This window comes from Prosthecobacter sp. (assembly GCF_044227185.1).
In the GTDB taxonomy this organism is placed as follows: domain Bacteria; phylum Verrucomicrobiota; class Verrucomicrobiia; order Verrucomicrobiales; family Verrucomicrobiaceae; genus Prosthecobacter.
Genome location: NZ_JBGAFO010000012.1, coordinates 71,773 through 89,704 on the forward strand (window position 1 = coordinate 71,773; position 17,932 = coordinate 89,704).

At 62.6% G+C, this 17,932-nt stretch carries 21 protein-coding genes; 12 read left to right on the top strand and 9 right to left on the bottom strand.

Features of this window, described 5'->3' with window-relative positions; all coding sequences use genetic code 11:
• Positions 1-206: 206 nt before the first annotated feature.
• Together ACILSQ_RS24695 and ACILSQ_RS24700 are read left to right on the top strand one after the other, a co-directional pair.
• Positions 207-1,250 (top strand): 3-deoxy-7-phosphoheptulonate synthase, encoded by a 1,044-nt coding sequence (locus ACILSQ_RS24695; RefSeq protein WP_395746348.1) that lies wholly within the window; start codon positions 207-209, stop codon positions 1,248-1,250.
• 113 nt (positions 1,251-1,363) lie between these two features.
• Positions 1,364-1,672 carry a putative quorum-sensing-regulated virulence factor gene (locus ACILSQ_RS24700; protein WP_395746349.1) on the top strand — a complete coding sequence of 103 codons (309 nt, stop codon included), beginning with the start codon at positions 1,364-1,366 and terminating at the stop codon, positions 1,670-1,672.
• 160 nt (positions 1,673-1,832) lie between these two features.
• On the opposite strand, the gene ACILSQ_RS24705 is transcribed toward ACILSQ_RS24700, so the two are convergent.
• From ACILSQ_RS24705 to priA, 9 genes are all read right to left on the bottom strand, one after another.
• A complete protein-coding gene (locus ACILSQ_RS24705) occupies positions 1,833-2,330 on the bottom strand; it encodes a DUF420 domain-containing protein (RefSeq protein WP_395746350.1) in 498 nt (165 codons plus the stop codon).
• Between the two features lie 3 nt (positions 2,331-2,333).
• Entirely contained in the window at positions 2,334-3,050 is a 717-nt protein-coding gene (locus ACILSQ_RS24710) for an SCO family protein (RefSeq protein ID WP_395746351.1), read from the bottom strand.
• A gap of 10 nt (positions 3,051-3,060) precedes the next feature.
• Complete coding sequence (gene cyoE, locus ACILSQ_RS24715) at positions 3,061-3,963, bottom strand: heme o synthase (protein ID WP_395746352.1); 903 nt, start codon at positions 3,961-3,963, stop codon at positions 3,061-3,063.
• 6 nt (positions 3,964-3,969) lie between these two features.
• Positions 3,970-5,118 (bottom strand): molecular chaperone DnaJ, encoded by a 1,149-nt coding sequence (gene dnaJ, locus ACILSQ_RS24720; RefSeq protein WP_395746353.1) that lies wholly within the window; start codon positions 5,116-5,118, stop codon positions 3,970-3,972.
• 17 nt (positions 5,119-5,135) lie between these two features.
• A complete protein-coding gene (locus ACILSQ_RS24725; protein WP_395746354.1) occupies positions 5,136-5,696 on the bottom strand; it encodes a nucleotide exchange factor GrpE in 561 nt (186 codons plus the stop codon).
• 29 nt (positions 5,697-5,725) lie between these two features.
• Positions 5,726-7,174, bottom strand: a complete 1,449-nt coding sequence (locus tag ACILSQ_RS24730; protein WP_395746355.1) for a PP2C family protein-serine/threonine phosphatase — start codon at positions 7,172-7,174, stop codon at positions 5,726-5,728.
• Between the two features lie 36 nt (positions 7,175-7,210).
• Positions 7,211-7,747, bottom strand: coding sequence for an STAS domain-containing protein (locus tag ACILSQ_RS24735; RefSeq protein ID WP_395746356.1), 537 nt, complete (start codon positions 7,745-7,747; stop codon positions 7,211-7,213).
• A gap of 11 nt (positions 7,748-7,758) precedes the next feature.
• Positions 7,759-8,253, bottom strand: coding sequence for a hypothetical protein (locus tag ACILSQ_RS24740; RefSeq protein WP_395746357.1), 495 nt, complete (start codon positions 8,251-8,253; stop codon positions 7,759-7,761).
• A 91-nt stretch (positions 8,254-8,344) separates the two neighbouring features.
• Complete coding sequence (gene priA, locus ACILSQ_RS24745; RefSeq protein ID WP_395746358.1) at positions 8,345-10,678, bottom strand: primosomal protein N'; 2,334 nt, start codon at positions 10,676-10,678, stop codon at positions 8,345-8,347.
• Between the two features lie 48 nt (positions 10,679-10,726).
• On the opposite strand from priA, the gene cdaA reads away from it, so the two are divergent.
• From cdaA to ACILSQ_RS24795, 10 genes are all read left to right on the top strand, one after another.
• The gene (cdaA, locus tag ACILSQ_RS24750; protein ID WP_395746359.1) at positions 10,727-11,590 is read left to right on the top strand and encodes a diadenylate cyclase CdaA; all 864 of its coding nucleotides are present in this window, start codon (positions 10,727-10,729) and stop codon (positions 11,588-11,590) included.
• A complete protein-coding gene (locus ACILSQ_RS24755) occupies positions 11,568-11,879 on the top strand; it encodes a hypothetical protein (RefSeq protein ID WP_395746360.1) in 312 nt (103 codons plus the stop codon). Before cdaA ends, ACILSQ_RS24755 begins: the two co-directional genes overlap by 23 nt.
• A 34-nt stretch (positions 11,880-11,913) precedes the next feature.
• Positions 11,914-13,275, top strand: coding sequence for a phosphoglucosamine mutase (gene glmM / locus ACILSQ_RS24760; RefSeq protein ID WP_395746361.1), 1,362 nt, complete (start codon positions 11,914-11,916; stop codon positions 13,273-13,275).
• Positions 13,276-13,280: 5 nt separating this feature from the next.
• Positions 13,281-13,682, top strand: a complete 402-nt coding sequence (locus tag ACILSQ_RS24765; RefSeq protein WP_395746362.1) for a hypothetical protein — start codon at positions 13,281-13,283, stop codon at positions 13,680-13,682.
• Between the two features lie 30 nt (positions 13,683-13,712).
• Positions 13,713-14,333, top strand: coding sequence for a dethiobiotin synthase (gene bioD / locus ACILSQ_RS24770; protein WP_395746363.1), 621 nt, complete (start codon positions 13,713-13,715; stop codon positions 14,331-14,333).
• A gap of 129 nt (positions 14,334-14,462) precedes the next feature.
• The gene (locus ACILSQ_RS24775) at positions 14,463-14,963 is read left to right on the top strand and encodes a hypothetical protein (protein WP_395746364.1); all 501 of its coding nucleotides are present in this window, start codon (positions 14,463-14,465) and stop codon (positions 14,961-14,963) included.
• 96 nt (positions 14,964-15,059) lie between these two features.
• On the top strand, positions 15,060-15,551 hold the full coding sequence (locus ACILSQ_RS24780; RefSeq protein ID WP_395746365.1) for a hypothetical protein: 492 nt from the start codon (positions 15,060-15,062) through the stop codon (positions 15,549-15,551).
• Positions 15,548-15,907 (top strand): hypothetical protein, encoded by a 360-nt coding sequence (locus ACILSQ_RS24785; RefSeq protein WP_395746366.1) that lies wholly within the window; start codon positions 15,548-15,550, stop codon positions 15,905-15,907. The genes ACILSQ_RS24780 and ACILSQ_RS24785 overlap by 4 nt, the downstream gene beginning before the upstream one ends.
• On the top strand, positions 15,904-16,650 hold the full coding sequence (locus ACILSQ_RS24790) for a hypothetical protein (protein WP_395746367.1): 747 nt from the start codon (positions 15,904-15,906) through the stop codon (positions 16,648-16,650). Before ACILSQ_RS24785 ends, ACILSQ_RS24790 begins: the two co-directional genes overlap by 4 nt.
• Before the next feature lie 24 nt (positions 16,651-16,674).
• Positions 16,675-17,919 (top strand): hypothetical protein, encoded by a 1,245-nt coding sequence (locus tag ACILSQ_RS24795; RefSeq protein ID WP_395746368.1) that lies wholly within the window; start codon positions 16,675-16,677, stop codon positions 17,917-17,919.
• The last annotated feature ends 13 nt before the right edge of the window (positions 17,920-17,932 follow it).

The window sequence follows — 17,932 nt, forward strand, 5'->3', positions numbered from 1 at the left end:
GGTGAACGCGGGGTGTGGCGGAGCGATGAGTTTGCTTCCCAGAGCTGCTGCGCAAACCCAGGGCGGCCTCGCTGAGGCTCGGCGGCCCTGGGCTGTATTCCGCAGCCCCTTCAGGGCTGAGGCGGGAAAGATGCAATGGGCGAGGAGCTTTTGCGGTGCGAAATTGGGTGAGCAGGGGGCCGCGTGGTGCTATGAAACCACCCCCTATGAGCCAGACCGCCAATCTTCACATTGCTTCGAATGTTCCGCTGCCATCTCCGCGAGGGATGATGAGTGACATTGCGCCGACGGAGGCGCAGGCGGCTTTTGTGGCGCAGTCGCGGCAGGAGATCCGGGACATTCTTGCGGGGAAGGACCCGCGCTTTTTGGTCATTCTGGGGCCGTGCTCCATCCATGATCCCGAGGCGGGGCTGGAGTATGCGGGGAAGCTGGCGGGGCTGGCACGAGAGCTGAAGGAGCGGCTTTGCATCGTGATGCGGGTTTATTTTGAAAAGCCGCGCACGACGGTGGGCTGGAAGGGGCTGATCATGGACCCGCGGCTGGATGGGAGCTGCGACATCCCGGAAGGGCTGCGGCTGGCGCGGAAGATTTTGCGCGATGTGCTGGATCTAGGGCTGCCGACAGCGACGGAGCTGCTGGACCCCATCACGCCGCAGTACATTGCGGATCTGATCAGCTGGAGCGCGATCGGGGCGCGGACGACGGAGTCGCAGACGCACCGGCAGATGGCGTCGGGCTTGTCGATGCCGCTGGGTTTCAAGAACGGGACGTTTGGGCACATCGCGCCGGCGATCAATGCGATCAAGGCGGCGATGCAGCCGCAGACTTTTCTGGGGGTGAGCGAGGACGGGATCGCCTCCGCGGTGACGACCAGCGGGAATCCGGACTGCCACATCATTTTGCGCGGCGGTGAAGACGGGCCGAACTATGGCGCGGACAATGTGATGGAGACGATCGACGGGCTGGAGGCGGCAAAGCTGAAGGCTGCGATCATGATCGATGCGAGCCATGGCAACTGCGCGAAGGATCATCGCAGGATGCCGGACGTGTTTCGGGAGATCGTGCGCCAGCGCGCTGCGGGGCAGAAGGCGATCATCGGCGCGATGCTGGAGAGCAACCTGGTGGGCGGGAACCAGAAGTTTCCGCAGCCGCTGGAGAAGCTGGTGCGCGGGCAGTCGATCACGGATGCGTGCATTGACTGGGAGGTGACGGAGGGGCTGCTGAGGGAGGCGTTCGCTGCGCTCAAATGACGAAACCAGAATGAGGAATGACGAATGAATGACGAAGCTCCAAATTGGGCGATTGAGTCATTGGGATTTCATTCGTCATTCGCCATTCTGGTTTCGTCATTTATGGTCTGAGTATGGACGACCTGGCTGAACGGATGCGTGCTGATCTTGAGGAGATCGGGCGGACGTTTATGCCGTTTGGGAAGTATGGGCCGCAGCATTTTCCGCCGAACGGGGTGCCCATCTATGATATTCCGGCGGAGTATCTGGGGTGGTTTGCAAACAAGGCAGGGTTTCCGAAGGGGCGGCTGGGAGTGCTGCTGAAGATGGTGCACCAGATGAAGGCGGACGGGTCGGACGTGGTGTTCGATGTGTTTCGGAAGAAGCGGGGGAGGACGGACCTGAAGCCGATGAAGCAGAAGTCGTGGAAGTTTGAGGAGTGAGGGGGCTCTTCCTTCAGCAATCAAAAATCGAATGTCCGGCAATTTTCAGTCCTTCGCACATCAATGGCTTTCGCCAGCCTGGGGCGTGCTTGATTGACGATTGAAGAGCAATCGATTGTTGATTGCTGAGGTGCCAGAATGCCGGCGCGACGTGATCACATTACGCACGAATCGGCGGGCCGTACCAGACGTAGCACATGAGATAGACGATGATGCCGGTGACGGAGACGTAGAGCCAGACGGGGACGGTCCATCTGGCTATGCGCTTGTGCCGGTCGAAGCGGTTCCGCAGGCCGGGGACGACGGTCATGATGATGAGCGGCAGGCTGAGGATGGCGAGCGGGATGTGCGTGAAGAGGATGGTGAAGTAGATGGGGCGGGTGAGGCCGGTGCCGGCGAACTTCACGTGGCCGGCGTGGTAATGGTAATAAAGATAGCAGCCGAGGAAGGCGGTGGAGAAGAGCAGGGCGATGACCATGCTGACGATGTGGCCTTTGCGCAGACCCTCCACTATCGGGTTTGGCCCCGTGCCCCCCGAGGGAGTGACCACAGCGGCCTGGCGGGCGGCCACTTTGATCAGCGTAAGGCCGAGCAGAATGTGGAACAGCGCACAGCCGTTGAAAATGGTGTAGAGCTTGGGGAGTTCGGTGACGTCCATGGCTTAATTCGCCGCAGCGGGATTGTAGGGGGATTTTTTCTGCTCGTTGAGAAGGTAGCGCAGGTCTTTGCGGATCTTTTCATCCCAGAACTTCTGGGCCTCGGGATCTGCATTCAAAATGTCCTCAAGGCCGCGGACATGGCCGCGGTGGTCGATGACGGCGACGCGGAGGTCGTGCATGTATTTGTCGTCCGGAGAGAGGCGGTCGGCCTCGGGCATGTCCTGCACGGGGCGGAACTGCACCTGGCTGGTCATGAACTTGCGCACGGCTTCTTTTTCACCATTCACGAACCACCAGTTGGCGTCGTCCTTGATGCCGAGGCCACGGGCGAATTTCTGCATCATTTCGGGAGTGTCGTCGGCATCAAGGGTGACGCTGACGAACTGCAGGCCGGGCTCGTTGCCAAATTCCTCGTGCAGTTTCTTTAGCTTGGCGATGACGGCAGCGCAGCCACGGGGGCAGCGGGTGAAGACCCAGGAGATGACGAGAATCTTGCCCTTCAGATCGGAGAGATGGACGGCTTTGCCGCTGCGTTCGGTGAGTTCCAGATCCTTTTCCAGGCGGCCGTAGATGGGCGGACGATTCACGTCATTGTCGATGCGGGAGCGGTAGATGAGGTAGTTGTAAAAGACGACGATGCCGAGGGCGGCGATGATGATGGGGACCCAGATGGTCCAGGGGTTCAGCGGAGTCTTGGCGGAGGGGGGGGAATCGTTCATGGCGGTGCGGTCACGCGTGTTTCCAGGCAAGGATGGATACGGTCAGAATGCCGGGGAGATACATCAGCGTGCAAAAGAAGAGCTTGCGCGCGGCGGGGCGCTCCGGCTGGCGGTTGAAGCGGAGAGCCAGCATGCAAAGCCAGCCGCTGAGGAGGAGGGCCGGGGGAAGGAACCACCAGGCGTAGGCGACCCCGGCATAAACGGGGTAAAACATGAGCAGCACGGTGCTGATCGAGTAAGCGAGGGCGTGCTTGGAAGTGCGCGCGCCTTGTTCGTCGTCATTGGCGAGCATGACGAAGCCGCCTTTGCGGTACTCGTCGCGGTACATCCAGTTGATGGCGAGGAAGTGGGGGAGCTGCCAGAGGAAGAGGAGCAGGAAGAGGTAGATGGCGCCGGGCTCGAGCATGAGCTCCCAGCGGAAATGCGGCGTGGCACCCGGAGGCAGCGGGCCGACGGCACCCGCCCAGCCGATGAGCGGCGGCAGAGCACCGGAGACAGCACCCACGAGGGTGTTGGTGGCGCTCTGGCGCTTGAGCGGGGTGTAGATGAAAAGGTACACCGCGAGCGTGAGCGCGGTGAGCGCGGCGGCCTCCATGTTCACGCGGATGGTCAGATGGATGAGGGCCCAGGCGCTGAGGAGCCAGCCGATGCCGAATGCGGCGGAGGGGCTCACGCGCCCGGAGGGCAGAGGGCGGTCCGCCGTGCGCTGCATGCGGGAGTCGGGCTCGATCTCCATGAGCTGATTGAACACGGCGGCACCGAAGGCGGCGAGGGTGCTGCCGACGATGGTGTGGAAGAGCAGCCAGAAGTCGAAGCCCTTCGGCGCCCGCAGCCAGAAGCCCACCAAGGTGGTGACAATGACGAGCGCGCTGAGGCGGAACTTCGTCAGGGTCAGCAGGTCGCGGGTGGTCATGAGCGGTTAACGGAAGAACTTTTTCGCCTTCTCGAAGAAGCTTTCCTCCATGGGGGAGGTTTGCTCGCCGAGGGATTTGGCGAATTCGTCGAGCTTCGTGCGCTGTTCCGCATTGAGCTTGGTAGGGACGGCGATCTGGACGTGGACGTAAAGGTCGCCGTAGCGGTCTTCGCCGAGGATTTTCATGCCTTTGCCGCGGAGGCGGAAGGTGGTGCCGTTTTGGGTGCCGGAGGGCACTTTGACGGAGGCCTTGGACTCCATGGTGGGCACGGTGATCTCGCCGCCGAGGGCTGCGGTGGCAAAGGAGAGGGGCATGTCGCAGTGGAGGTCGTTGCCCTCGCGCTCGAAGATCTCATGCGCGCGGACCTGGACGACGATGTAGAGATCGCCGGCGGGACCATTCTTGATGCCGAGGTCGCCGTTGCCTGTGGAGCGGAGACGGGAGCCGTCTTCGATGCCGGCGGGGACTTTGACGCGCACCTTGGTGCGTTCCTTGGAACGACCGGTGCCGTGACAGGCGCGGCAGGGATCGCTGATCGTTTCTCCCGTGCCGCTGCAGTCCGGGCAGGTCTGCTGAATCTGGAAGAAGCCGCGCGAGCTGATAACCTGGCCGACGCCGCCGCAGGTGCGGCAGGTCTTTTTACCGCCACCACTGGCGGAACCGGAGCCGGAGCAGGTCTTGCAGGAGGCGCTGCGTTCGTACTCGATCTCGCGCTCCACGCCGTGGGCGGCTTCTTCGAGGGAGATTTCCATGCCGTAGCGCAGGTCGCTGCCGCGCTGGGGGCCGTCGCGACGACGAGCGCCGCCACCGCCACCACCGCCGAAGAACTGCTCAAAGATGCCGCCGCCACCGCCGCCGAAGACGTCGCGGAAGATGTCGAAAGGATCGTGGAAGCCACCACCGCCGGCAGGGCCGCCCATGCCACCGGCGAAGGCGGCATGGCCGTAGCGGTCATAGGCGGCGCGCTTCTGCTCATCGCTCAGCACGTCGTAGGCCTCGCCGACTTCCTTGAACTTGGCCTCGGCGGACTTGTCGTCAGGGTTTTTGTCGGGGTGATATTTCACCGCGAGCTTGCGGTAGGCTTTTTTCAAATCCTCGGCGGAGACGTCACGTGAGACGCCGAGGACTTCGTAATAATCGCGTTTGTCAGCCATAACTGGGGGGAAGGGGGTTACGCCTGTGCGGTGCCCGCAGGACCACTGGAAACGATGACGCTGGCGGCACGCAGGAGGCGGTCCTTGAGCTTGTAGCCACGGCGGGTGACGCGGATGATGGTGCCCTCTGGAACGGAGGCGCTGGCCTCCTGAGCCACGGCCTCATGAAGGTTGGGGTCAAAGGGCTTGCCCTGGGCTTCGATCTCCTGCACGCCGCTCTCGCGGAGGAAATCCTGGAGCTGGCGGCTGACCATGCTCATGCCCATGAAGATCATGGACTTCTCGGATTCAGCGCGTGCGGCCTCCAGTCCCATGTCGAAATTATCGAGGATGGGGAAGAGGGCGCGGAGGAGGTCGGCATTGGCGTAGGCGCGGGTTTCCTGGGCCTCCCGGGCGGAGCGTTTGCGGAAGTTGTCCAGCTCCGCCTGGCTGCGGTAGGCCATGTCTTTCCAGCGCTCGGCCTCCTGAGCCAGGGCGGTCATGGGGTCAAGCGGTGTGGTGTCCTCCGCCGGGGTGTCAGAGGCGGGGATTTCTTCAAAGGGGGCTTGCTGGGTCGGGTCGGGACTCGGCTCGGTCATAAGTTTCGCGGGTTTTTGGGGGGCCGCGACTATGCCGTTTTCTGGATGGCAATCAAGGTGATGTCGTCGTGGGAGCGGCGCCCCTTGAGAAAGTGCTCCAAATCAAGGATAATGCCGCCGATGACCGCCTTGGGGCCGTTCGGGGCATGTTTGGCCAGCTCCTCCTCGACGCGCTCCTCGCCAAATTCGACGCCCTTGGGGTCCATGGCCTCATTCACGCCGTCGGTGTAGAGCAGGAGGCAGTCGCCGGCCTGCATCTCAAAGGAGGCGTCCTTGGTGACGCGTTCAAAGACGGCGCCTTTGTCGATGCCGACACCGAGACCGGGAGGGTGGATGGTCTCCACCTTGCCGGTGGCCTTGCGCCAGAGGAGGGCGGCATTGTGCCCGGCGCGGGAGAGGGTGAGCCTGGAGCCGTCCTCATCGACGACGACGTAGGACATGGTGATGAACATGTCCTCGCGGATGTCCGGGGCGATGAGGCGGTTCACAGCGGCGAGGACAGCGCTGGGAGAGGCGGAGGTCTGGGACTGGGCGCGCATGAGCGTGCGGCACATGACGGTGATCATGGCGGCGCCGAGGCCTTTGCCGGAGACGTCTGCAATGACCGCGCCGAAGCGGCCTCCCGAGAGGTTGAAGTAATCAAAGTAGTCACCGCTGAGGGTGCGGGCGGGGATGTTTTTGCCGGCGACGATGAAGCCCGGCACCTGGGGATCGCGGTCAGGCAGGAGCACCTTCTGGATCTGGCTGGCGTTTTGCAGCTCCTGCTGATCCATGCGGTTTTTGGCCGCCTCCTGATGAGACATGGCATTGGCGAGGGCGAAGGCGGACTGCTCGATGAGGGAGTTGAAGACCTCGAAATCGTTGGCGTTGTAGCTGCGGCCTTCCTTGGGCGAGGTGACGGCCAGAATGCCGAGCCTGCGCACGCCAAAGCTGAGGGGGCCGATCATGGCGGTGACGTGCTGCTGGGAGGGGACGAGGTTTTCACCCAGGCGGTGGTCCGCGCCGAGATCCGGCAGGAGCTCGGTTTTCTGCTGCATGAAAATGCCGCCGAGCAGGCCTGACTGCACCGTTTCGGCGTGCATGCGCAGAGTGCTCAGCAGCGTGGCGGAGTTCTCCTTCATCTGCTGGCGCACGCGCTCGGGCAGGCTGATGAGCGGGGCGCAGAAGTCGGAATAGTGACGGGGCACGAGCTGCTGGGAGGCCTCGTCATAGAGGTAGAGGGCGCCGCCGGTGCTCTGAGTGACGCGGATGGCGCCCTCCACAATGAGGCGGTACATGGAGGCCTGCTGGTCGTCGCGCCAGATGGCCTCGCCGAGGTCATGCAGGTAGTGAAACATGCGGCGCTCCTCGGCCACGATGGCCTCCTCCTCGGCGCGGAGGGCGGCGATGGCGTGCTTCTGCTGACGTGCAATCTTCGACAGCATCACCAGCCCCGCCGTCATCAGCAGAACGATCAGGACAAGGAGTGCGATGATCATGGGATTAAACGGCGGCCCGGCTCATCCGAGGACGCCTCAGGCTGGTACAGCCGATGTGCCAGCCTCCAGCTCCTTTTCCAAAAATTCGATCACATCATGGAAGCGGCTCTCATTGGCATCGCTGAGATGGGCGAGCGCCTGGTGCGCGGAGAGGACGTGCTGGGTCTGCACCTCCTTGCATTCGGCAGTGGCCTCGCCGCAATGCTGCAGGGCGTCGCAGACCTCCTTGCGCTCGGCCTCCCAGAGCTTGCCGTCGCGGTCCAGATCGAGAATGTGATCGAGGCCGAGGCTGGTGAGGAGCTGCAGGTTGCGCTGGTTGGCATTGACGACGCTGAGGGAGCCGCCGCCGGTCTCACGGAGGTTCAGGGCGGCGCCGGTGAGCATGCCGAGAAAGGTGGAGTCCATCATGGGGCAGCGCTCGAGATCGACGACGAGATTGCGCATGCCCTGTGCGACGACGCGCTGGAGCGCTTTTTTGGCCTGGAGGCTGTTTTGAAAGGTGCCCCTTCCATCGACCCTCATCCAGAACACGCGTCCGATGGTGCCAACAAGAATATGAGTGGGGGGAGTCATGCGTTGCGGGGTTAGTTCCAGAGCGCGGACTGCTGGCTGACCAGCTCTTCCTTGCCACGCAGGACACTGACGCGCCATGCGAGCACACGGCCGCTTTTTTGGTATTCGGGGCCGGTGACCTGGAATTTGGAAACGTTGCTGCGGCGGATGTCATCGACCACCTGCTCCTGGACGTGTTTGCGGAGTCCGGACTGCGCCTGCATGTACTCAAAGCGCACAGTCACCGGAGTGGAGCGGTCATCGGCCTTCCAGAAGAAGGCGTAGTAGTGGCCGAAACGGTCCACGACCTCCTTCTTGGTCACCGCGCCGTAAATGAAATGCTGGCGCTCAAACAGAATCGTCGGATTGGTCGTCTGTGGCGTGAAGAACGGCATCAAATGATAATACTTCACCTTGGAGATTTTTCCACCCGGACCTTTGGCGGCAGTGGAGCACGCGGAAAGCGCCAAAGCCAGGATGGCAAGGCATCCGAGGCGGAGGCAGGAGGTGCGTGTCTCTTTCGTCATGAAGAATGGGAATATTAAATCGGGACGCTTGATGTCAATGTTCCCTTCGATTCTTCGAATTTCCAAAGGATAATTGACCGCAAGGGATAATTTAGAGAAGTGAAACGGGATCGACGTCCCAGGTGACGATCACGTCGGCCGGGAGGGTGGTGGCCTGGAAAACCTGCTGGATGTGACGGCAGAGGGGGCGGATTTTGGCGGCGCGGAGGAGGAGCTGGAAACGAAACTGGCCGTGCGCCTTGGCCATGGCGCAGGGGGCGGGTTCGCCCATGAGGACGTCTTCCGGCAGGCCCTCCAGAAGGCGGCGGTGGAGGGTTTGCAGGGCAAATTCCGCCATGGCCTGGTGCTTTCCACGGCTGGCAAGGAGGACCACGTGGGTGTAGGGCGGGTAGTGAAACGCGCGGCGCTGCTCCAGCTCCTGCTGGGCAAAGCCCTCGAAGTCATTGTGGCGGGAAAACTGCACGGCCGGGCTGTGAGGGGCGTAGGTTTGCACCACCACCTCGCCTTTGACCTCGCCGCGGCCGGCGCGGCCGGCGACCTGGACGAGGAGCTGCAGCGTGCGCTCCGCCGCGCGGAAGTCCGGCAGGTTCAGCGCAAGGTCCGCATTCAAAACGCCGACGAGGGTGACATTGGGGAAGTCGAGACCCTTGGCGATCATCTGGGTGCCGATGATGAGATCCAGCTTCTGCGCACGGAAATCCCGCAGGAGGTCGCGGAGCTGGTTTTTGCGCTGGATGGTGTCCGTGTCCACACGGGCGATGCGGGCGTGGGGGAAGACCTCGCGCACGACGGTTTCGACGCGTTCGGTGCCGAAGCCGGCGAACTTCAATCCGGGCTCATGACAGAAGGGGCACTTCGTGGGCGGGAGCCGGCGCGAACCGCAGACGTGGCAGACGAGGCGGTTCTCGTGCTTGTGCAGGGTCATGGGGATGCTGCAGTCCTGGCACTGCACGGTTTCGCCGCAGGCCAGGCAGGCCAGGGAGGTGTTGAACCCGCGGCGGTTCAAAAACAGGATGGTCTGCTCTTTTTTCTCCAGCCGTGCGGTGATGGCGGCGCGCAGTTTTTCGGAGAGGATGCCGGCATTGGCCACGCTGGTGCCGGTGCCTTTGCGGCGCTCCATGCGCATATCGACGATGCGGATGAGGGGGAGGGTGCGGCCATCGGTGCGGTGCATGAGCTGCAGCAGCTCGTACTTCCCGCTCGTGGCGTTTTCGAAGGATTCGAGGCTGGGAGTGGCGCTGCCGAGCAGGACGACGCATTTCTCGATGCTGCCGCGGACCACGGCCACATCACGCGCGTGGTAGCGGGGGGTTTCGTCCTGCTTGAAGGAGGGCTCGTGCTCTTCATCGACGATGATGATGCCGAGGCGCTCCAGCGGAGCGAAGATGGCGCTGCGGGCGCCGATGACGATGTCGGCACGGTCTTCGTGAATCTTGAACCATTCGTCGTGGCGCTCGCCGTCGCTGAGGTGGCTGTGCAGGACGGCGATGCGCTCGCTGCGGTCAGAGAAGCGCGCCTTGAAGCGTTCGATGGTCTGGGGGGTGAGCGCGATTTCCGGCACCAGGACGAGCGCCGTTTTCCCGCGCTCCAGCACGCGTGCGATGGCCTGGAGATAGACCTCGGTTTTGCCGCTGCCGGTGATGCCGTGGAGCAGGAGGGGCCTGGTGGTTTCGGTGGAGTCGATCGCGGCGGAAACGCGGGTGTAGGCGGCCTGCTGCTCCGCAGTCAGCGTGAGCGCCTGGCTGGGGAGGAAGGCTTCATCGTGAAAGGGATCGCGCTCCACGCGCACCTCGCTGCGGGTGATCCAGCCTGCCTTGAGCAGGGGCTTGAGAATGGTGGCCGCACGGGGCACGTCGCGCCGGATCTGGCTCAGGGTGGCCTCGCCATGATAGCTGCGCAGGATGTCGAGGATGCGGGCCTGCATGGGCGCCTTGTGATGGAGTTTTTCAAACTCGTCCGGCGGGGGCTCGCGCAGGAGTTTGAGATGGCTGTCCATGACGAAGCTGCCGGGCTTGTCCCGCACGGCCTGGGGCAGCATGGTGCGCAGCACGGTGTGGACGGAGACGAGGTAGTAATCAGCGATCCAGCGCGCGAGCCTGAGCAGGCCCGGGGTGAACATGGGCCGCCGGGTCACGAGGGTGGCGATTTCTTTGAGCCTGCCGCGATGGGAGGAATGGTCCAGCAGCTCCAGGACCACGGCCTCGGTGCGGCGGTTTTGCAGAGGGACGGTGACGCGTGAGCCGACCACGACCTTGCCGGCCAGAGACTCGGGAATGGCGTAGTCCAGCGCCATGGCGGCGGCGCCTTCCAACTGCACACGGGCGATGTGGAGGGGTGCCTGCGGAGCGGCCGGCTCGACCACAGGCATGCCGAACAGATCACTCTGTGTCGGTGCGGGGGTGGTGTTCGAGCTGGCGGGTGGCATGCGGTGCATCCTAGACGCCGTGAATCAGAGGCCAAAACGATTCTTCTTTTGAGAAACAAAGCAGGCCGTGCGATGGTTTCCAGGCAGCAGCACGGAACGAAGGGCATGTGGAACTTTCTGACAGAGCACTGGCGCGACGGCGTGGAGATTTTGATCCTCGCCGCGCTGGCGTATCATGGGTATCTGTTTTTCCGCGCGACCCGCGGGGCGCGCATTCTGACCGGGCTGCTGGTGCTGCTGCTGAGCCTGGCGCTGATCTCGCTGCTGCTGGAGCTCTCTGTGATCAGCAGCCTGCTGCAGCGCTTTTCGGTGTTCCTGGCCATCGCGCTGGTGATCATCTTCCAGCCGGAGCTGCGGCGCGTGCTGGCGGAACTGGGAAGCAGCCGCATTTTTTCCTTCAACCGCCCCGACCCGGAGGCGCTGGACGTGCTGATGGAGGCGATGCAGCAGCTCTCCTCCCGGCGCTGCGGCGCGCTGTTTGCACTGAAGCGGGGGATTGACCTCAAGCCGTATGCGGAGTCCGGCGTGGAGCTGGATGCGGTGATCTCCAATGAACTGGTCACCACGATCTTCCAGCCGAAGACCTCGCTGCATGACGGCGGGGCGATCATCGACCAGGGGCGGATCTCGGCGGCGGGCTGTGTGTTTCCGGTGAGCCAGCGCGAGATACAGGACCGTGCCATCGGGCTGCGGCACCGCGCGGGGATGGGCATCTCCGAGGAGACGGACGCCATCGCGCTGGTGGTTTCGGAGGAGACGGGGGCGCTGTCGCTCTGCTTTCAGGGCCGGCTGGAGCACGATCTGGAGCCGGAGGAGCTGAGGCAGCGCATCAATGAAATCTTGACCGACGGCGGAGGGGCCGGAGAAGAAACCGCAACGGAGGGCAGCCATGAGCTGGGGGCATCAAGTTAAACAACTCATCACGCTGAACTGGCGGGAGAAAATCATCTCCCTGGTGCTGGCGTTTCTGTTTTGGTTCATGATCAAGGCGCAGGACGCGCGCCACACGCCGGCCTACCCGATGCCGCCCACGGTGAGGATGCCGGTGCCGAGCACCCCGGCGCCCCCGCAACTGACGCCGGTGATCCCCCCGCCGGTGCAGGTGCCCTCGGAGCTGGAGCCCACGCTTTCGCCGCCGGGCGCCACCACGACGCCTCCGGTGAAGCCCAAGGAGGCCATCGGGGGCGCCGCCGGGCTTTGACACTTCGGGAGTCCTGCGCTAGAAGCGCCGTCCTATGTCTGAAAAGCGCCAGTTCTTCGGCACCGACGGCGTTCGTGCCGTGGCCAACCGTCACCCCATGACCCCCGAGTTTGTCATGCGCCTCGCGCAGGCGTCCGCCGTCGTGCTCGGTGGCAAAGCGGAGGGCGGCGAACGCCCCAAGGCCGTGCTGGGCCGCGACACCCGTGCCTCGGGGGAGATGCTGGAGTCTGCGCTGGCCGCGGGCCTGAATTCTGCCGGGGTGGATGTGATCCTCGCGGGCCAGGTGCCGACACCGGCGGTGGCGATGCTGAGCGCGCAGCTCGGCGCGAATTTCGGCGTCATCGTTTCGGCTTCGCACAATCCTTTCAAGGACAACGGTGTCAAATTTGTGCATGGGGACGGCCACAAGCTCAACGACAAGACGGAGGTGGCCATCGAGCGGCTGGTGCTGGGCAATGAGGAGACGCCGCGTCCGGAAGGGCGGGGCATCGGCCGCATCACCAAGCTGGCGGATGGCGTGGACCGGTACGTGGCGCACGCGGTGAGCTCGATGGGAGGCGTGCGGCTGGACGGCATGCGGGTGGCGCTGGACAATGCGCACGGCGCCTCGTCTTTCACCAGCGCACTGGCGCTGGCTGCGCTGGGCGCGGATGTGCAGGTGTTTCACTCGGAGCCGGACGGCTTCAACATCAACGAAGAGTGCGGCTGCACGCACTCCGAAGAGATCGAGCGCATCGTGCGCCAGTGCCAGGCGCAGGCCGGCATCGCGCATGACGGCGACGCCGACCGCAGCGCGCTGTGCGATGAGCAGGCCATCGCGCTGGACGGCGATGAGCTGATGGCGATCGCGGCGGAGTCGATGCTGCGCAAGGGCTCGCTGAAGCAGAACACGCTGGCCGTGACGGTGATGAGCAACTACGGGCTGGATGACCTGGTGTCGCGCCTGGGCGGCCGGGTGATCCGCACGGGGGTGGGCGACCGCTATGTGCTGGAGGAGATGCGGGCGCGAGGGCTGAACTTTGGCGGTGAGCAGAGCGGGCACATCATCTTTGGCGACTGGGCCACCACGGGAGACGGGCTGATCGCGGGCCTGCAGATCCTGCGGATCATGAAGGAGACGGGGGAGCCGCTGAGCGAGCTGAGGAAGTGCCTGAAAAAATTCCCGCAGTGCGCGCGCAACCTGCATGTGCGGATGAAGCCGCCGATCGAGCAGCTCGTGGACGCGCAGAAGATCATCAAGGAGACGGAGAAGAAGCTGGGCGACTACGGCCGCGTGCTGCTGCGCTACTCCGGGACGGAATCGCTGATCCGCCTGCTGGTGGAAGGGCGTGATGTGGAGTATCTCGAAGCGCAGGCGGACAAGATTGCTTCGGCGGTGCTGGCGCAGATCGGCTGATCCTCATGACACCGGCTCACCGACCGATCACAGCTCCTGGCTGGGCGCTCGGTGTTGTCTTTTTACCCGCCGGCTTTTTTCTCGCGCTTGCAACGGGAAGGGTCATTTCGTGGACCAAGGCGGTTGCGTGGTTCCTGCTGTATATTGGATTAACTCTCGGCTTTGCGCGTGGAATGGCGCATTTGGAGGAAGCCAATGCCGGCATAGTGGTGCAGCAGCTCTTCCTCCACCTGGGAGTTGGTGTCTTCTCAACGGAACTGTTTCTCATTTACCACTACGGGCGGAGGGCCGGCTACTGGACATCGCGAGAGCAGAAAAGCTGGAGAGTGCTAGCCATCCTGTTTTCTTCTCTGTACTTTTTGCAGGTTGTTTCAATCATGGTTCAGATCGTAGTGATCCCCTTTTAGACTCAAGACTGAGCGGCCGCCCAACCAAGCATGCATTACTTCATCACCGGAACTGATACCGATGCTGGCAAGACTTACGTCACCTGCCTGCTGCTGGAGGCTTTGAAACGTGAGGGCAAGACCGTGGCGGGTTTCAAGCCGTTCGTGTGCGGCGGGCGTGAGGATGCAGTGCATCTCGCGAATGCCAGCAGCGAAGGACTGACCGTGGAGGAGGTGAATCCGGTGTGGTTCAAGGTGCCCGCGGCGCCGTATGCCGCGGCGATGATGGAAAACCGGCGGTTTGAGCTGAACGAGGTCATCTCCCGGTTTCAGGAGGTGGCGCAGCGGCACGAGCATGTACTGGTGGAAGGTGCGGGCGGCTGGGAGGTGCCGCTGAATGAATTTTCCACGATGGCCGACTTTGCGCAGCGGCTGGCGCTGCCGGTGATCGTGGTGGTGAACAACAAACTGGGCTGCCTGAACCACACCATTCTGACCGTGCGCAACATCCAGGCGCGGGGCCTGACCTGCGCGGGAGTGATCTTGAACTACGTGCAGGAGGAGCGGGACGCGGCGAGCATCAGCAACCGGATGGTGCTGGAGCATTTCCTGGATGTGCCGGTGCTGGCGGAGATCATGCACGGGGAGACGGAGATGGAGTGGCCGCTGTGAAGGCGGGAGGTCTTCAGCTCCCGGCAGCGGTGGGATCGTGGCTTGAAAGTGAAACAGTCACTGAGCCGCTGTTGACAAGATTCCGGCCAGCCGTTCAATCGCGGCGTCCGCATCTCCTACTCAAATCCCATGAAAACATCTCTCCTTCTGTGTCTGTCCCTTTTGACTGCCGCCACCCTGGCTTCCGCGGCTGACAAGGCCGTTGATTTCCCCAAAGAAGCTCCGGTCCTGACGTTTGCGCTGCCCGAGGCCTGGAAGGTGGACTACAAAGACGGGGAGCTCATGGCGACCCCGGGCGGGGACGATGAAAGCGTGATCCTCCAGGTGGATGAAATGGAAGCCGGGCCTGACAACTTTGACGCCGCTGTGAAGGAAGCGAAGGAGACGATCTCCGACTTCAAGAACGTGAAGTATGACGAGATCCAGAAGGGCGAAAAAGACGGCCTGGGCATCGCCATCCTCAATGCCGAGGGCGAGGATGACGACGGCAAGGCCTTCATCAATCTGGTGCTGCTGGCCAAGCCGGGATCCAAGAATTTCGTCCTGCTCTCCTGCATCTCCTCGAAGGAGGGCAGTGACAAGCATGGCGCCGCCATCAGCGGCGTGATCGGCTCGATCAAGGCCAAATAAGCCACGCCAGACAGATCGTTTCTCCGAGCAGCCCCTTTTTCTGAATACGAAGAAGGGGCTGCTCGTTTAAAGCGCCTCTCTCATCAACCCCACTGCATGAAAACATCCCTGCTGTTCATCCTTCTTGGTCTTGCCTTTTCCCCCGCGCTGCGCGCGGACAAGGTGTTTGACTATCCGGAAAAAGATCCCGTTTTCTCCATGACCTTTCCTGACGCGTGGAAGATTGAAGCTGGCGACCAGTCGCTTTCCGCCTCCTCCCCTGATGAACTGGTGAACATGGAGCTGCTGGCCCTGGATGCGGCGGAGCTTGGCCTCGCCATTGATGCCGCCAAGGAGAGTGTCGAAGAGGAGTTCAAGGACATCAAGTGGCTGAGTGAGCCGGAGAAGGGCGAGCTCAACGGGCTGAAGGCCACTTTCCTCAACGGCAACGCCACGCTGGAGGGGGTCAAGGTGGCGGTTAACTGCGCCGTGTTTGCGCCGAAGACCGGGGACACGTTTTTCATGCTCTTCAACGTGGTGCCGCTGGAGTCGCTGAAGAAGCATGGTGAGGAAGTCGGGAAGATTCTGAACTCCATCAAAGGCAAATGAGCGAAGCTCCGCCCCCCATCCCTGTGAAGGAAGGTGTGTCCACAGTGTGGGTGGTCTTGGGCATTCTCTTCATCATTCTCTGGATCATCGGCCACATCCTTTGGGCGGGGGTGTCCTTCATTGCGGATGTGATGGCGAATGACTCGGGCAGGGCGCCCGAGGGGGTGCATGAGACGCTGATCTTTGGCATGATGGGCGGCCAGCTGCTGTGTGGGGCGGCGGGCGTGCCGGCGGGGCTGGCGTTTTTCTGGCGGCGCAAACGCAAACTGCTGCTCTGGCTGTCTGCCCTGCTGTTTTTGCCCGGGGCATTGATCCAGGGTGGTGTGCTGTATTCATTCTTTTCCTCCATGCGATGAACAAGCTTCTTGTCTTTGGAATCCTCCTGTCAGGTCACATCCTTTCCGCTGCGGAAGCGGAGACGCTGTTTTTTGCGGAGGAGAACTCGAAGGAGTACACGCGCATTGTGCTGACCCTGGAGGGCAACAAGGTTTCCGGAACGCAGAACTGGCTGCCGAAGGCGCCTGACGGGCATGGCGCGCACGGCGTCATCAACGGCACTCTCGGCGAAGGCGGCATCATGAAGGTTCTTTTTGAATACACCATCGAAGGTTCGGAGCAGTCCGAGGAGGAGGTGCTGAAGCTGGACGGGGACAAGCTTTACATCGGCGAAGGGCAACTGCTGGCGGATCCGAAGAACGAGAGCCGCCTGCGTTTGCAGGACCCGGGCAAGGTGGTCTTCAAGAAGCCGCTGGTGAAAGTGCCCGCGCACGAGCCAAAGGCGGGCACGCCGGAACGAAAGGCGATCATGGACGCCATGCGCGTGCCGGTTAGCGCGGAGGTGGGGCAGGAGGTGGTGTTTACGGGAACGGTGCGCGTGAGCGGGGCGTGGGCGCGCTTCAGCGGCCATGTGGACCCCGCCAACGGCAAGGCGAAGAACGAGGATGTTTCCGCCGCGCTGGAGCTGGATTTCTCAGCGCTGCTGCAAAAGGACGCCAAGGGGGCATGGAAGGTGCTGCACAAGGGCTTTGCCGGAGACATCGGCGTGATGGAGGAGGCGAAGGAGAAATATCCAAAGGCGCCGTGGGTGTTGTTTGAGTAGTCCGCAAACGAAGAGTCAAAAAGCATGAAAGCCATTTTCGCAGTCCTCTCCATGTTCATCCTGGGCATGACCCTGCATGCGCAGGACAAGGCCGCGCTGAACGAGGTCATCGCTGTGTTTGACGAGATCGACGGGCATTTCAATGACTGGCCGCACTACTCCTATGGCGGGGAAAACCTGGAAGGCGGGAACTCGTTTCTGCACCAGGTATGGAAGAGCGACGGGGACCAGGGCTATGTGAAGGTGGAGATGCTCAATGCCGACGAGCATGGGCAGACCAAGGTGCAGTACTACTTCAAAGGCGACCGCCTGCTTTTCACACTGGACCGGGCAGAAACCACCCTGGCGATGCCGAAGGCGCCCACGGATGTGGTGGAGAAGCGCTATTACTTTGCCAACCATGAGCTGATCCGGCTGCTGGAGAAGAAGGGCAGATTTCCCGAGGGGGCCGCCACGGACACCACCGCGCTGAAAAACCGCGAGCTGCCTGTGAACGCGGACGAGACCGCGCGCGAGACCTACACGACGCAGCATGAGATGGCCGCCGCGGTCATCGAGCGTGCGCGAAAGCTGGAGGAAGAACCGGCCCCTGGAGAATCAACTGGAACCGCCTCTGCTGGGGTTCTCACGGGAGAAGGCTGGCGGATGATCGCCGGCTCAGGCTCCCGGGACGGTGACTACGCGCTGGCCTGGGGGCTGAAGGGGAAATCTGTGACGGAGGGCGAAAGCGATGATGACGGCCGCCTTTCCGTAGATCCCGATGATCCGGACCTGATGAACTATGTCGTCAATCTGCGCACCCAGAAGATTGTCGGTGCGATTCAGGGCAGGCATTTTGGCGACAAGACGCACTACAACCACATGACCACAGAAACCGAGTGGTCCGGCGATTCAGCGTTCGTGGCGCAGATCTGCAATGCCAAATGGGCCACCATGAGCGCTTTTGTTTACCAAGTTCAGGACGACACGGCGGTGTCCGCGGGGGTCGATCTCATCGCTCCGACCACCGCGGCAGCCCTGAAGAAGCTGAAGGGCAGCGCGCAGCTCAAGAAATTCAAGGCGGATGATTTCGCCATCACGCTGAGCGAGGTGAGGATCGCCCTGCGCGGAAGTTCGCAGGTGCTGCAGGTGGGCGTGTACGGCCAGGTGCCGAAGAGCGGAGAGGACGACTCCTACTTTGACTGCACGGTGTTCTTCGAACTCTCGCCAGGTGAGAACGGGCGGCCTCCTGCCCTCAAGTGGGCCGGCACGGAACTGCATGCGCAGTGAGCGCGGAAGGAGG

What these genes read in the sequence shown, in the direction of transcription:
- ACILSQ_RS24695 (WP_395746348.1), top strand. Translation starts at nt 207, where the DNA reads ATGAGCCAGACCGCCAATCTTCACATTGCTTCGAATGTTCCGCTGCCA.
- ACILSQ_RS24700 (WP_395746349.1), top strand. Translation starts at nt 1,364, where the DNA reads ATGGACGACCTGGCTGAACGGATGCGTGCTGATCTTGAGGAGATCGGG.
- ACILSQ_RS24705 (WP_395746350.1), bottom strand. Translation starts at nt 2,330, where the DNA reads ATGGACGTCACCGAACTCCCCAAGCTCTACACCATTTTCAACGGCTGT.
- ACILSQ_RS24710 (WP_395746351.1), bottom strand. Translation starts at nt 3,050, where the DNA reads ATGAACGATTCCCCCCCCTCCGCCAAGACTCCGCTGAACCCCTGGACC.
- cyoE (WP_395746352.1), bottom strand. Translation starts at nt 3,963, where the DNA reads ATGACCACCCGCGACCTGCTGACCCTGACGAAGTTCCGCCTCAGCGCG.
- dnaJ (WP_395746353.1), bottom strand. Translation starts at nt 5,118, where the DNA reads ATGGCTGACAAACGCGATTATTACGAAGTCCTCGGCGTCTCACGTGAC.
- ACILSQ_RS24725 (WP_395746354.1), bottom strand. Translation starts at nt 5,696, where the DNA reads ATGACCGAGCCGAGTCCCGACCCGACCCAGCAAGCCCCCTTTGAAGAA.
- ACILSQ_RS24730 (WP_395746355.1), bottom strand. Translation starts at nt 7,174, where the DNA reads ATGATCATCGCACTCCTTGTCCTGATCGTTCTGCTGATGACGGCGGGG.
- ACILSQ_RS24735 (WP_395746356.1), bottom strand. Translation starts at nt 7,747, where the DNA reads ATGACTCCCCCCACTCATATTCTTGTTGGCACCATCGGACGCGTGTTC.
- ACILSQ_RS24740 (WP_395746357.1), bottom strand. Translation starts at nt 8,253, where the DNA reads ATGACGAAAGAGACACGCACCTCCTGCCTCCGCCTCGGATGCCTTGCC.
- priA (WP_395746358.1), bottom strand. Translation starts at nt 10,678, where the DNA reads ATGCCACCCGCCAGCTCGAACACCACCCCCGCACCGACACAGAGTGAT.
- ACILSQ_RS24755 (WP_395746360.1), top strand. Translation starts at nt 11,568, where the DNA reads ATGAGCTGGGGGCATCAAGTTAAACAACTCATCACGCTGAACTGGCGG.
- glmM (WP_395746361.1), top strand. Translation starts at nt 11,914, where the DNA reads ATGTCTGAAAAGCGCCAGTTCTTCGGCACCGACGGCGTTCGTGCCGTG.
- ACILSQ_RS24765 (WP_395746362.1), top strand. Translation starts at nt 13,281, where the DNA reads ATGACACCGGCTCACCGACCGATCACAGCTCCTGGCTGGGCGCTCGGT.
- bioD (WP_395746363.1), top strand. Translation starts at nt 13,713, where the DNA reads ATGCATTACTTCATCACCGGAACTGATACCGATGCTGGCAAGACTTAC.
- ACILSQ_RS24775 (WP_395746364.1), top strand. Translation starts at nt 14,463, where the DNA reads ATGAAAACATCTCTCCTTCTGTGTCTGTCCCTTTTGACTGCCGCCACC.
- ACILSQ_RS24780 (WP_395746365.1), top strand. Translation starts at nt 15,060, where the DNA reads ATGAAAACATCCCTGCTGTTCATCCTTCTTGGTCTTGCCTTTTCCCCC.
- ACILSQ_RS24785 (WP_395746366.1), top strand. Translation starts at nt 15,548, where the DNA reads ATGAGCGAAGCTCCGCCCCCCATCCCTGTGAAGGAAGGTGTGTCCACA.
- ACILSQ_RS24790 (WP_395746367.1), top strand. Translation starts at nt 15,904, where the DNA reads ATGAACAAGCTTCTTGTCTTTGGAATCCTCCTGTCAGGTCACATCCTT.
- ACILSQ_RS24795 (WP_395746368.1), top strand. Translation starts at nt 16,675, where the DNA reads ATGAAAGCCATTTTCGCAGTCCTCTCCATGTTCATCCTGGGCATGACC.